Annotated in this window: 13 protein-coding genes and 1 pseudogene; 13 read left to right on the forward strand and 1 reads right to left on the reverse strand. The window is 65.3% G+C overall.

What is annotated here, in order from left to right:
- Positions 1–20: 20 nt before the first annotated feature.
- On the reverse strand, positions 21–1,616 hold the full coding sequence (locus WMC41_RS17600; RefSeq protein ID WP_432345217.1) for a peptide ABC transporter substrate-binding protein: 1,596 nt from the start codon (positions 1,614–1,616) through the stop codon (positions 21–23).
- A 280-nt stretch (positions 1,617–1,896) separates the two neighbouring features.
- Here WMC41_RS17600 and WMC41_RS17605 point away from each other — a divergent pair, with 280 nt between their 5' ends.
- The 13 genes and pseudogenes from WMC41_RS17605 to WMC41_RS17665 all read left to right on the forward strand — a co-directional run.
- Positions 1,897–2,670, forward strand: a complete 774-nt coding sequence (locus WMC41_RS17605) for an amino acid ABC transporter substrate-binding protein (protein ID WP_272806650.1) — start codon at positions 1,897–1,899, stop codon at positions 2,668–2,670.
- Positions 2,671–2,776: 106 nt separating this feature from the next.
- Entirely contained in the window at positions 2,777–3,457 is a 681-nt protein-coding gene (locus tag WMC41_RS17610) for an amino acid ABC transporter permease (protein ID WP_272806651.1), read from the forward strand.
- The gene (locus WMC41_RS17615; protein ID WP_432345221.1) at positions 3,454–4,215 is read left to right on the forward strand and encodes an amino acid ABC transporter ATP-binding protein; all 762 of its coding nucleotides are present in this window, start codon (positions 3,454–3,456) and stop codon (positions 4,213–4,215) included. The genes WMC41_RS17610 and WMC41_RS17615 overlap by 4 nt, the downstream gene beginning before the upstream one ends.
- 135 nt (positions 4,216–4,350) lie before the next feature.
- Positions 4,351–4,794 carry a helix-turn-helix domain-containing protein gene (locus WMC41_RS17620; RefSeq protein ID WP_432345224.1) on the forward strand — a complete coding sequence of 148 codons (444 nt, stop codon included), beginning with the start codon at positions 4,351–4,353 and terminating at the stop codon, positions 4,792–4,794.
- A gap of 6 nt (positions 4,795–4,800) precedes the next feature.
- Positions 4,801–6,612, forward strand: a complete 1,812-nt coding sequence (locus WMC41_RS17625) for a hypothetical protein (RefSeq protein ID WP_432345227.1) — start codon at positions 4,801–4,803, stop codon at positions 6,610–6,612.
- A gap of 29 nt (positions 6,613–6,641) precedes the next feature.
- Positions 6,642–6,902, forward strand: coding sequence for a hypothetical protein (locus WMC41_RS17630; RefSeq protein ID WP_244768135.1), 261 nt, complete (start codon positions 6,642–6,644; stop codon positions 6,900–6,902).
- 20 nt (positions 6,903–6,922) lie between these two features.
- Positions 6,923–8,107 carry a YcaO-like family protein gene (locus tag WMC41_RS17635; protein WP_432345229.1) on the forward strand — a complete coding sequence of 395 codons (1,185 nt, stop codon included), beginning with the start codon at positions 6,923–6,925 and terminating at the stop codon, positions 8,105–8,107.
- A complete protein-coding gene (locus WMC41_RS17640; protein ID WP_432345231.1) occupies positions 8,104–8,817 on the forward strand; it encodes a TfuA-like protein in 714 nt (237 codons plus the stop codon). The genes WMC41_RS17635 and WMC41_RS17640 overlap by 4 nt, the downstream gene beginning before the upstream one ends.
- Positions 8,818–8,937: 120 nt before the next feature.
- Complete coding sequence (locus WMC41_RS17645) at positions 8,938–9,162, forward strand: hypothetical protein (protein ID WP_244768132.1); 225 nt, start codon at positions 8,938–8,940, stop codon at positions 9,160–9,162.
- Positions 9,163–9,380: 218 nt separating this feature from the next.
- A complete protein-coding gene (locus tag WMC41_RS17650; RefSeq protein ID WP_432345233.1) occupies positions 9,381–10,517 on the forward strand; it encodes an ABC transporter substrate-binding protein in 1,137 nt (378 codons plus the stop codon).
- Positions 10,518–10,584: 67 nt separating this feature from the next.
- Positions 10,585–11,505: a branched-chain amino acid ABC transporter permease gene (locus WMC41_RS17655; protein WP_244768131.1), complete on the forward strand. Its 921-nt coding sequence runs from the start codon at positions 10,585–10,587 to the stop codon at positions 11,503–11,505.
- Between the two features lie 2 nt (positions 11,506–11,507).
- Entirely contained in the window at positions 11,508–12,482 is a 975-nt protein-coding gene (locus WMC41_RS17660; protein ID WP_288079701.1) for a branched-chain amino acid ABC transporter permease, read from the forward strand.
- A gap of 64 nt (positions 12,483–12,546) precedes the next feature.
- Positions 12,547–12,945, forward strand: a pseudogene (locus tag WMC41_RS17665) (ATP-binding cassette domain-containing protein); the annotation flags it as partial.
- Between the last annotated feature and the right edge of the window lie 130 nt (positions 12,946–13,075).

Genomic DNA, 13,075 nt, shown 5'->3' on the forward strand with positions numbered 1-13,075 from the left:
GGCCGCGCACTGACGCCGGATCATTCCGAAACGCTGAGGAAGCGGCTCAGGTGCTGGTTGGCGGCATTGTCCTGCCAACCCTGAACCTTGCTGGAGACGAGCCACAGATCGGCCTGTGTCAGGAGCGGGGCGATCGGCTGTTCCTTCATAAGAAGGGCTTCCGCCTCGTGCAGCACCTTGGCGCGCGTTGCCGGGTCCCGCTCCTCGTACGACTGCTTCATGAGCGCGTCATACTCGACATTGTTGAACTTGCCGTAGTTGAAGGTCTTGTTGGTGCTGACGCTGAGCGCCAGGAAGTTCTCCGCATCCGCGTAGTCGGCGACCCAGCCGGCACGCGCCACGTTGAACGCGCCGCCTTCCTGCAGGTAGGCGTAGTGCGAGGAGACGTCGAGGTTCACCATCGAGACGTCCGCGCCGAAAGTGTTCTTCCACATGTCGGCAACGGCCGTCGCCACGCGCTCGTGGTTCGGGTTGGTGTTGTAGCGGATCTCGATCTTCAGCGGCTTGCCGCCCTCGCCGTAGCCGGCCTCCTTCATCAGCTTGAGCGCCTCATCCTCGCGGTCGAGCTGCGAAAGCGCGCCGAAATCGGCGGTCGCCGGCTCATAGCCTTCCATGCCGGGGGGCACCATGGAATAGGCCGGGAGCTGCGAGCCCGAATAGATTTCCTTGGCCAGGAAGTCGCGGTCGACAGCCATGGAGAGCGCGCGGCGCACGTTGACGTCGCTGTAGGGCTCCTGTCGGGTGTCGAAGGCGTAGTAGTAGGTCGCCAGCGTCGGCGAGACATGGACCTGCTCGCCATAGCTCGCCTTCAGCCGCTCGATCTGGTCGGCGGAGAAGTTGTAGACGAGGTCCATTTCCTTCGCCTCGAAGCGCCGGACCGAAGCGGCCTGGTCGTCGATCGGATAGAAGATCACCTTGTCGAGCTTGACGTTCGCGGCATCCCAGTAGTTCTCGTTCTTCTCGACGACCAGGTTGTCGTTCGGGACATGGCTGACCAGCTTGAAGGCGCCATTGGAAACCATCGTGCCGGGCTTGACGAAGTCGGCGCCGTTCTTCTCGACGCTGGCCTTGGAGACCGGAAGCGCCGTCTGGTGCGCAAGCAGCTCGAGGAAGAAGGGCGTCGGCCGCTCCAGCGTCACTTCCAGCGTCGTGGCATCGACGGCCTTGAGGCCGAGCTGGTCGAGGCCGAGCTCACCCTTGTTGACCTTTTCCGCGTTCTTGATCGGATAGAGGATATTGGCATAGCCCGCTGCGGTCTTCGGGTCTTCCACGCGGGTGAAGGAGAAGACGAAGTCTTCCGCCGTCACCGGGGAACCGTCCGACCACTTCGCGTTCTCGCGCAGCTTGAACGTATAGACCGTGCCGTCGTCGGAGACGGTCCAGCTTTCCGCGGCGCCGGGAACGATCTTGCCGGACGCGTCATAGATCGTCAGGCCCTCGTAGAGGTCCTTGAGGATGAACTCCTCGATGTTGATGGAAGTGTGCGCCTGGTCGAGGGTCTGCGGTTCGCCGGCATTGCCGCGGTGAAGCACCGCTTCTGCAAGAGCCGGACCGGCGCCCAGCAGGATTGCGCCCGCAAGAAGAGCCGCACGAAAGCCAATGAGTCTGTTTGCCATTTTGTTTTCCTTCCCCGGTTGTTATTTTGGGTGCCACATCAATTGTCCCTGTTTTCCCGCTTGGCAAGCCCCTAAAAACACGAAATGCACAAAGGCCGCAGCCCGCGCAGAGGGTCGGATTTTTAAAGCGAAACGCGCCCTTCTCCGCCTGAAGGCAGCGGAAAATGAGAAAAATATTCGCATTTGCCGTTTTTATTCGCAGTTTTCTGCCCATCGTTTTGCACCGATTTCTGCGATCTATCGCCCCATCGAACACTTGAGCCAGAAACGGAGTTCCAAGATGAACTGGTTGAAGACCCTCGCCGCCGCTGCGGCGCTCCAGGCCGCCATTCTCGCCCCGGCCCATGCGGGGGAAAACCTCGCGGCCGTGCAGGCCGCCGGCGCGCTGAAGATCGGCACCGAAGGCACCTATGCGCCCTTCACCTACCACGACACCGACGGCAAGCTGGTCGGCTTCGACGTCGAGATCGGCGAGGCCATCGCCAAGAAGCTCGGCGTCAAGGCCGAGTTCCTGGAAGGCAAGTGGGACGGCCTCATCGCCGGCCTCGACGCCAACCGCTACGACGCCGTGATCAACCAGGTCGGCATCACCGAGGCGCGCAAGCAGAAATACGACTTCTCCGAGCCCTACATCGCCTCCAAGGCCGTGCTGATCGTGCGTGCCGACGACGACAGCATCAAGGGATTCGCCGACCTCAAGGGCAAGAAATCCGCCCAGTCGCTGACCTCCAATTTCGGCAGGATCGCTGAAGGCGCCGGCGCCGAGCTCGTCGGCACCGACGGCTTTGACCAGTCGATCCAGCTCGTCCTGACCGGCCGCGCCGACGCGACGATCAACGACAGCCTGTCCTTCCTCGACTTCAAGAAGCACAAGCCCGATGCCAATGTGAAGATCGCCGCCGAACAGGAAAACGCCGACTATTCCGGCGTGATCATCCGCAAGGGCGAGCCGGAGCTGCTGGACGCGATCAACAAGGCGCTTGCCGACATCAAGGCCGACGGCACGTATCAGGCGATCTCGGACAAGTATTTCGGCCAGGACGTCTCGAAGTAAATCCTGCCCGGGGACCGCTTCGCGGCGGCCCGCTCCTCGACTATAGATAAAACCACGACCTGGCCGGGGATCACCCCGGCCAGCCGCATTTCCGGAGGTTTTTCCCGTGCCGCCGTGGCTTCAACTGATGCTGGATTCGCTTGTCCCCCTGCTGTGGGCCGCGCTCGTCTTCACCATTCCGCTCACCTTGCTCTCCTTCGTGCTCGGGCTGACGCTCGGCCTCGTCACGGCCATCGCGCGGCTGTTCGGGCCGCGCCCGCTCGTCGCCGTCGCCCGCTTCTATGTCTGGGTGATCCGCGGCACGCCGCTTCTGGTGCAGCTCTTCGTCATCTTCTACGGCCTGCCGAGCGTCGGCATCCTGCTCGATGCCTTCCCGGCCGCCCTCATCGGCTTCACGCTGAATGTCGGGGCCTATACGTCGGAGATCATCCGCGCCGTCATCGCCTCCGTGCCGCGCGGCCAGTGGGAAGCGGCCTATTCGATCGGCATGAGCTGGTCGCAGGCCATGCGCCGCACCATCCTGCCGCAGGCGACGCGCGTCGCCGTGCCGCCGCTGTCGAACACCTTCATCTCGCTGGTGAAGGACACCTCGCTCGCCGCCGCCGTCACCGTGCCGGAACTCTTCCAGACGGCGCAGCGCATCGTCGCCACGACCTACGAGCCGCTGATCCTCTACATCGAGGCGGCGCTGATCTATCTCGCGCTCAGTTCCGTGCTGTCGGCCCTGCAGGTTCGGCTGGAAAGGCGCTTCGCCCGCTATGGCGGCTTCCTGGAGGCCCGCACATGATCGAACTCAGCCACATCGAAAAACGCTTCGGCGACAACCATGTGCTGCGCGACATCAGCCTCGTCCTGCCAGAGGGCACGGTGACGGCGCTGGTCGGCCCTTCGGGCGGCGGCAAGAGCACGCTGCTGCGATGCATCAACCTGCTCGAGACGCCGACCTCGGGCTCCATCAAGCTCGGCAGCGAGACGATCGATTTCACCCCCGGCCGAAAGGTGGGCTGGGACGCCGTGCAGAAACTGCGTCGCCAGACCGGCATGGTCTTCCAGAACTTCCAGCTCTTCCCGCACCAGACCGCCATCGCCAACGTGATGGAAGGCCTCGTCACCGTCCTGAAATGGCCGGCCGACAAGGCGCGCGCCCGCGCGATGGAACTGCTTGAGAAGGTCGGCATGGCGCACAAGGCCGACGCCTGGCCGGCAACGCTGTCGGGCGGCCAGCAGCAGCGCGTCGCCATCGCCCGCGCGCTCGCCCCTTCGCCGCGCGTCCTGCTTTGCGACGAGCCGACCTCCGCGCTCGACCCCGAGCTTGCGGAAGAGGTGGTCGAGGTGCTGAGCCGGCTTGCGCGCGAGGGCACGACGATGGTCATGGCGACGCACGACCTGCGCCTCGCCTCGCGCGTTGCCGACACGGTCGTCTTCCTCGATGGCGGCGTCGTCGTCGAGGAGGGGCCGCCCCGCGCAATCTTCTCCACGCCGGAGCGCGAGCGCACGAAAAAGTTCATCGCCTCCCTCAGCGCGCCGCAAAGCTACGATATCTGAAGTGCACGCTACCTCACGTTACGGTAGCAAGGAAATCCGGTTCGCAGCAGTTGCATCGGACAGGCGATTCAAGCAGAGTGACGGAATATGCGTATCTCGCCATGCCCCGGCATGTCTTTCAGGGGAGAAAGTCTCATGATCAAGAAAACACCAAATCCGATCGACGTCTTCGTCGGTTCCCGCGTCCGCCTGCGCAGGCTGATGGTGGGCATGAGTCAGGAAGCGCTTGCCGACCGGCTCGGCGTCACCTTCCAGCAGGTGCAGAAGTACGAGAAAGGCACCAACCGCATCAGCGCCAGCCGCCTCCAGGCGATCTCCGACGTGTTCCGCGTTCCGCCGAGCTTCTTCTTCCAGGACGAAGACAGCGCCGTGCCGGCCGCCGGCGTCATGCACGAGACGGGCGACGTCTCCACCTTCGTCTCCTCCAAGGAAGGCCTCGACCTCAACCGCGCCTTCCTGAAGATCGAGGATGCGGGCGTGCGCAAGTCGATCATCGCGCTGGCAACCGCACTTTCCAAGGCAAGTGCCACCACCGAGGCGGGCGAACGCGCGGACAACGCACCGGAACTGCGGATCTGACCCCACATGCCGGCGCGGCTGCAGACGCTCGGTCATCTGCGCCTGCTCGATGAGGGCGGTAACGATATCGTCTTTCCCGAAAAGGCGCTTCTGATCCTTTGTTATCTCCTGGCGCGCGGCGTGAGCAACATGCCGCGGGCGGATGCTGCAAGTCTCTTCTGGGATGATGCCAACAGCGCCGCCGCCTTCGCCAACCTGCGGCAGACCGTTTCACGAACCCAGAAACGCCAGCGGGAGCTGGACCGGACCTACCTCACCTTCACGGACACCACAATCGCGCTCGGGCCGGAAGCCATCGAAAGCGATATCGACAAGGTGCGCGACGGTGCGGGGCTTTCCGTGCTCGCCGGCCTCCTGACCGACGATTTCCTCAAATATGTCAGGCCCGGCAACCAAGCGCTTTCAAGCTGGATCGTACTGCAGCGGGCCGCGCACATGGCCCTTCTGCGCAGTGCCCTGCTCGACGGGGATGCGCCGGACGGCGCCGGTACGCGCCAGGCCCGCGCCGCCGCTGCGCTGCGCCTGCTCGAAAGCAATCCGAACGACGAGGAGGTGCGTGCCGTGCTGACGGGCCGGACGGCGGTGCCCGCCAGTCTCATGACCCTCCAGCCGCCCGCCCGCGTGCTGACGCCGCAGGAGGCGGACATAGCGCTCCCCCGGCAGAACCCGCCGCGTGTCGTGTTGCTGCCGCCAGTCACCACGCTCGCCGCCCGTACAGCCGCCCGCTTCAGCGAAGCGCTGATCGAGGACGTGACGATCGGGCTCTGCGCGTTGCGCTCCATTTCCATCATCGCTCCGCATACCGCGGCGCAAATCTCGCTCCAGGCCGACAGGGCCGACACCTACGAGCGCCACAAGATCAGCTACATCCTGGAAACGCGGCTGCGCGACGAGGGCGACCATCACACGCTCTTCGCCCAGCTCATCTTCTTCGGCAGCGACGAGGTGATCTGGGCCGAGCGCTTCCCGCTCTCCGCCGAGGGCCTTGCCCGATCGCGACAGATGATCTCGCACCAGATCGCCGGGGCGATCGCCACCGAGATCGAGCGCAACGAACTGGTGCGCGGCGACTACGAGCGTGACGCGGCCGCCTATCGCAGTTTCCTTGTCGGCCAGGTCCAGCTGAAGAACCTCGACCTGCGAGACATCCGCCGCGCCCGCAAGAGCTTTCGCGAGGCCCTGCAGGCCAATGGCGCCTTCGCCCCGGCGATCGGGGGCCTTGCCCGCAGCTACTTCCTCGAATGGCTGGTGACGGCGCGCGGCGACGAGGACCTGCTGCGCCAGGCCGAGCGCCACGCCGAAGAGACCATCCGCGCCGACGAGCGCCTGCCCTCCGGCTACCGCGAGCTTGGCGTCGTCAAGCTTTATGCCCGCCAGTTCGACGAGAGCGTCGCTTATCTCGACCGCGCCGAGGCGCTCAGCCCGCACTACGCCAATGTCATCGCGAGTTATGCCGATACGCTGGTGCAGGCCTCCCGGCCGGATGTCGGCCTCAAGAAGATCGAGCAGGCGATCGACCTCAATCCGCTGCCGCCCGACGAATACTTCTGGACCGCCGCCGGCGCCAGCTATTCGCTCGGCCTCTACCAGCAGGCACTCGACTATATCGCCCGCATGAAGGACCGCACTCCGGCCGACCGCCTCGCCGCGGCAAGCTGGAGCATGCTCGGCGACATGAAGAAGGCGCGGCAATTCATCCGCCGCACCTATGACGTCCACCCGAATTTCGATCTCGACTCCTGGATGGCGATCGTGCCCTTCAAGGAAGAGTGGCAGCGCAGGCACTATTACGACGGATTGAAGAAAGCCGGCTTCTAGCGACCGGCACAAAGAGAGAGGAAGTGGACATGGCAAGACTGGTTGTTCTGGGCATTCAGGGGGACGACGGCCTCTGGGTCGCCGATCTCGATGCCGGCACGGTGACGCAGATCGCCGCCCCCACGACGGGGGCGCTGAAGGCCGCCGATGATCTGCGCAAGGCCGGCGCATCGGTGATCAAGGGTGTCAACCTCGCCGCGCTCGCAACTTCGGCAGATGCCGTGTCCGGCGGCTTCATGGATGCGTCCGGCGGTTTCATGGACCCCTCCGGCGGCTTCATGGACAAGTGAGCCTCGGCCCGGCTCACAGCGTGACCGCCTATTCGGACCGCATCTGCAGTCCCGATGAGACGTGGAGCCGGATCGAGGCCTTGCTGCCCCGGTTCGGCATCACGCGGCTGTCCCGCCTGACCGGGCTCGACAACGTCGGCATCCCGGTCTGGAACGCCGTCAGCCCCAATGCCCGTTCGATCGTCATCAACCAGGGCAAGGGCATCACCGATATCGACGCGAAGGTCTCCGCTGCCATGGAGGCGCTGGAGCGCTCGATCGCCGGTGAGCCTTTGGTGCCGGTGCGGCGGGCCGCACGGCGCGATTTCGCGGCGGCCGGCGAAGCCTGCCTGCCGCTCGATATCTTCGTTGCGAGCGGACAGGCCTTCCTTGCCGAAGACGAGCCCTTCGACTGGCTCGCCGGGCGCAACATCGTGACGGGCGAGACCATCTGGGTTCCGCGCGAAGCCGTCTGCCTCGACAGGACCGATGCGGCACCACGCTTCTGGCAATCCTCCGACGGCCTTGCCTCCGGCAATTCGGAGAGCGAGGCGATCCTGCACGGCCTCCTGGAGCGCATCGAGCGCGACGCCGACCGACTGTGGCGCCTGCTGCCACGCCAGAAGCGCCAGGCGACCGCCGTCGATCCCGCCGGCTTCGCCGATCCGCTCATAGAGGCGCTGGCCGGCCGTTTCCGTACGGCCGGGCTGGATCTGCGCCTCTTCGACATCACCAGCGACCTTGCCATCCCCACCTACGCCGCCGTGCTCGGCGATGCCGGCCTTGCCGCAAGGAAGCGGCCGCTCTTCCACGATGCGACCATCGGCTACGGCACCCATCCCGTGGCCGCGCGCGCCGTGATCCGCACGCTCACCGAAGTCGCGCAATCGCGCCTCACCTATATCAGCGGCGCGCGCGACGATCTCTTCGCCGAGACCTTCACCCGGCCGCTGGCACCGGAAACCCTCGCCCTCTTCGAGGCCTGGCCGGGCGCGGCGAAAACCTATCCCGCACCCGTGGGCGACGCCGCCGCGTTGCTCACCCATTGCGTGGAACGGCTCGGTGCATCCGGCATCACGCCCATCGTCGCCGTGCCGCTCGGGGATGCCTCGCTGCCGGTTCGCGTCGTCAAGATGGTCGTGCCGGCGCTTGAAAACCCGGAAGGCGCACGCCGGCATGCCGTCGGTCCCCGCGCCCTCTCCCGCATGCTGTTCGGAACCACATGAAGATCCTCTTTGCCGGCCCGAGCCTGCCCGATGCCGCCGCTCTTTCTGGCGACGCCGTCGAGGTCCGCCCACCGGCGGCCCACGGCGACGTCTTGGCCGCCGTGCGCGCGGGCGCCACCGCCATCGGCATCGTCGACGGCAATTTCGAGCACGTGGCGCCCGTCTGGCACAAGGAAATCCTCCATGCGCTGGACCAGGGCGTCGCCGTCCTCGGCGCCGCCAGCATGGGTGCGCTGCGTGCTGCCGAGTGCGATACGTTCGGCATGGTCGGCATCGGCCGCATCTATGAGGACTATGCGAGCGGCCGACGCGTCGACGACGCCGATGTCGCCATGCTCCACGGTCCCGCCGAACTCGGCTATCCCGCCCTCTCGCTTCCACTCGTCAATGTCGAGGCGACGCTCGATCGGCTGGAGGCGAAAGAAACCCTTGAAAAGTATGACATATCAACACTTCGGACCGCTGCAAGGAGGCTCTTCTACAAGGAGCGGACCTGGTCCTCGGTCATAAAATCAGCCGGCGCGGCGGCAAACCGGAAGGGACTTCTGCAACTTCTCCACGCAGCCGCCGTGGACCAGAAGCGCGCGGATGCCCTCGCCCTTCTGCACGTCCTTGCCGATTTTGATGCAAAAACCCCCGTAAAACGAGGAAACTGGACGTTTCGGGCGACATCCCTGTGGCGTTCCGTTGCCGATCAACCCATAGCCTGAGAAAACGTGCAGTTTCCCATTCCGCGTGTGTCACGCTGGAGTCACGCGCATAGCCCCGGAGTCACGCCTATACTTCGCCGCAGGGGCTGAAAGTGAGCGTTGCTCAGGGGGGCACAGGACATGAAAATCGAAAGCGTTGAAACAGAAGACCGGGGCGCGGAACTGATGGCGCTGGCGCGGCTCGTCGCGTTCGCACTGGAATCCGCCAAGTCGCTGGATGCCGAGATCGCCGAGTTCTGCCTGGACAAGGCGCTGCGCGCGGTGCTGGAACAGATCGACGAACCGTCGCGCATGACGCTGACATCGAGCGACATCATGCTGATGAACCGGTCGGCGCTCTGCTGACCGGGTGGATGGGCCGGCCTGCCGGCCGGAGGATAGCCGCCGTCCTCCTCCGCGGCGCTGATCGTGCGGACGGCCCGAACCTGCGGGCCGCCGCCGATCTTCCTAAAATTCTCCGATTGCGAAACGAAAACACACGGTTGCGCTGATCGCGGAACTCTGAAAGGTTCTCTTCTCGAAAAACGCCCCGAAAACGGGCCGAAGGACAGAGGGAGAACAGCATGCGGAAGTTTCTGGCGGGCGGCGTGGCCGCTCTCGCGCTCGTGACGGCGGGCATCGCCCAGGCGGAACCGGTGAAGATCGGCGTCATCACAACGCTGTCGGGCGGCGGCGCGGGCCTCGGCGTCGACATGCGCGACGCCTTCCAGCTGGCGATCAAGCAGTCCGGCAACAGCGAGATCGAGCTCGTCGTGGAAGACGACGCCCAGAAGCCGGAACTTGCCGTGCAGATCGCCGAGAAGATGATCCAGAGCGACAAGGTCGACCTGATGACGGGCATCATCTGGTCGAACCTCGCCATGGCCGTGGTGCCGAACGCGGTTGCGCAGGACGTCATCTACCTCTCGCCCAATGCCGGCCCCTCGGCGCTCGCCGGCGCGAACTGCCATCCGAACTATTTCAACGTCGCCTACCAGAACGACAACTTTCACGAGGCGATGGGCGAATACGACAACAAGGACTACAAGAAGACCTTCATCCTCGCCCCGAACTATCCGGCCGGCAAGGACGCGCTGACCGGCTTCAAGCGCTACTACAAGGGCGAGCTCGCCGGTGAGGTCTATACCCAGGTCGGCCAGACGGACTATGCCGCCGAGATCGCGGAGATCCGCGCGTCCGGTGCCGATTCCGTCTATTTCTTCCTGCCCGGCGGCATGGGCATCGCCTTCATGAAGCAATATGCCCAGTCGGGCGTCGCCATCCCCGTCACCGGCCCCGGCTTCTCCTTCAGCCAGGACGTGCTGCCGGCGATCGGCGATGCCGCGCTGGGCGTCAAGAATTCCGGCACCTGGGCGAAGGACCTCGACAACCCCGCCAACAAGGCCTTCGTCGAGGCCTTCCAGAAGGAATACAATCGCCTGCCGTCGATCTATGCCGCGCAGAGCTGGGACACCGCCAACCTCATCCTCTCGGCCATCGGCAAGGCGAGCGTGAAGGACAAGGACGCCTTCCGCGCCGCGCTGAAGGAGGCGGATTTCGCTTCCGTGCGCGGAAAATTCAAGTTCAACACGAACAACCATCCGATCCAGGACATCTACGTGACCGAGGTCGTGAAGGAAGGCGACGTCCTGACCAACAAGATCATCGCCACCGCCTTCACCGATCACGGCGACGCCTACGCCGACAAGTGCTCGATGTAATCCGCGACCGGACATCCGCCCCCCCCCCCGGGCGGATGTCCCCGCATGACCTTCCGGACCGGCCATCTTGTCCCTCGCCCTCCTGATCGAACAGTTTTTGAACGGGCTCCAGCTCGGCGTGATGCTGTTCCTCATTGCCGCCGGGCTGACGCTGATCTTCGGCGTGATGGGGCTGATCAACCTTGCCCATGGCTCGCTCTACATGGTCGGCGCCTTCGCCTGCGCGACGGTCGCAGCCGCGACCGGCTCCTTCTGGCTCGGCCTCGTCGCAAGCCTTGCCGCGGCGGCAGCCGCAGGGGCATTGATGGAGGTCGCCATCATCCGCAGGCTTTATGCCCGCGACCATCTCGACCAGGTGCTCGCCACCTTCGCGCTGATCCTCATCTTCTCCGAGGGTACGCGCTGGCTCTTCGGCTCCTTTCCGCTCTATCTCGATATTCCGCCCCTGCTGCAGGGCGCCGTGGCGCTGCCCGGCGGCGGGCAATATCCGCTCTATCGCCTCGCCATCATCGGTGTCGGCGTCATCGTCGCCATCGGCCTTTACCTTTTGATCGGCCGTACCCGCCTCGGCATGCGCATCCGCGCCGGCGAATCCGACCGCGAGATGATCGCCGCGCTCGGCATCGACATCCGCTCGCTCTATACGATCGTCTTCGCCTTCGGGGCGGCGCTGGCCGGTCTTGCCGGCGCACTGGTCGGCGCGCTGCAATCGGTGCAGGTCGGCATGGGCGAGCCGGCGCTGATCCTCGCCTTCGTCGTCATCGTGATCGGCGGCATCGGCTCGATCAAGGGTGCGCTGATCGGCGCGATCCTCGTCGGCCTCGTCGATACGATGGGCCGTTTCCTGCTGCCCAAAGCGCTCGCGCTGATGATGCCGGCCACGCAGGCCGGTCCCGTCGGCGCCGCGCTCGCCTCCATGCTCATCTATATCGTGATGGCGCTCATCCTCGCCTTCCGGCCGAGCGGCCTTTTCTCGGCGAGGACATGACCATGGGAGCCCGCGAAACGACGGTCAACGTCCTCCTCGTCCTCCTGCTGCCGGCCGTCGCGCTCACCGCGCTCTTCATCGGCGAGGCCTTCTACATCACGCTTGCCACCCGCATCGCGATCCTGGCGCTGGCGGCGGTCGGGCTCAACATCGCGCTCGGGCTCGGCGGCCTCGTCTCCTTCGGCCATGCCGCCTTCTTCGGCCTTGGCGGCTATGTGGCCGGCGTGCTGGCTACCCATGCCTTCAACATGGAGCCCGTCGCCTTCGGCCTGCCGGGCACGACCGCCATGCCGGTCATCTGGCTCGTCGCGATCCTCCTTTGCGGCCTCGTCGCACTGCCGATCGGCCTCGTCAGCCTTCGGACATCCGGCGTCTACTTCATCATGATCACGCTCGCCTTCGCGCAGATGATCTATTATTTCGCGATCTCCTGGCCGGCCTATGGCGGAGAGGACGGCCTGTCGCTCTCCATGCGCAACGGCTTTCCCGGCCTCAACACGGCAAAGCCCTTCCCCTATTTCGTCGTGGTCTTCGTGCTGCTGCTCGCAGGCCTTCTCCTCTTCCACCGCCTGCGGGCCTCCCGCTTCGGCGCGGCGCTGGAGGCCGCGCGGCAGAACCCGGCAAGGCTCGCCGCCATCGGCATCTCGCCTTTCGCGATCCGTCTCGTCGCCTTCGTGCTCTCGGCCATGATCACCGGCCTTGCCGGTGCGCTGTTTGCCGATCTCAACCGCTTCGTCAGCCCTTCCATGCTGTCCTGGCACATGTCCGGCGAATTGATCGTGCTGATCATCCTCGGCGGCAAGAACCGCCTGTTCGGCCCGTTGGCCGGCGCGGCGCTGTACGTTCTCTTCGAATATGCGCTGGGTGGCCTGACGGAGCGCTGGCAGCTCTTCCTCGGCCTCGTCCTGCTCGCCGTCGTCTTTTTCGCGCGCGGTGGGCTGATCGGCCTTCTTGCCGGGAGGCCACGCCATGGTTGAACCGGTCCTCGACGTCAAAGGCCTCGAAAAATCCTTCGGCGCGCTGAAGGCGACGAACGGGGCGAGCCTCGATCTCAGGCCCGGGGAGATCCACGCGCTGATCGGCCCGAACGGCGCGGGCAAGAGCACGCTGATCAACCAGATTTCCGGCGCGCTCGCGCCCGATGCCGGCAGCATCCGCTTCCTCGGCACCGACATCACCATGCTCGACACGGCGCGGCGCGCCCGCATGGGCCTTGCCCGCACCTTCCAGATCTCCTCGCTCGCCCAGGAGTTTTCCGCGCTGCGCAACGTCATGCTCGCCGTGCAGGCGCGGCAGGGAACAAGCCTGCGCTTCTTCCGCCCCGTTGCGAGCGACGTCTCGCTCACCGAACCGGCAATGCGGATGCTGTCGCGCGTCGGCCTGGCCGACCGGGCGAACGTACCCGCCGCGGCGCTGTCCCACGGCGAACGCCGGCAGCTCGAGATCGCCGTTGCGCTTGCGATGGAGCCGAAAGCCTTCCTGCTCGACGAGCCGATGGCCGGCATGGGGCCGGAAGGCTCCAAGGCGCTGACCGGCTTTCTCGACGGGTTGCGTCGGGAAGCGCCGATCC

The sequence above is a fragment of the Shinella yambaruensis genome (assembly GCF_050859155.1).
Lineage (GTDB): Bacteria > Pseudomonadota > Alphaproteobacteria > Rhizobiales > Rhizobiaceae > Shinella > Shinella yambaruensis.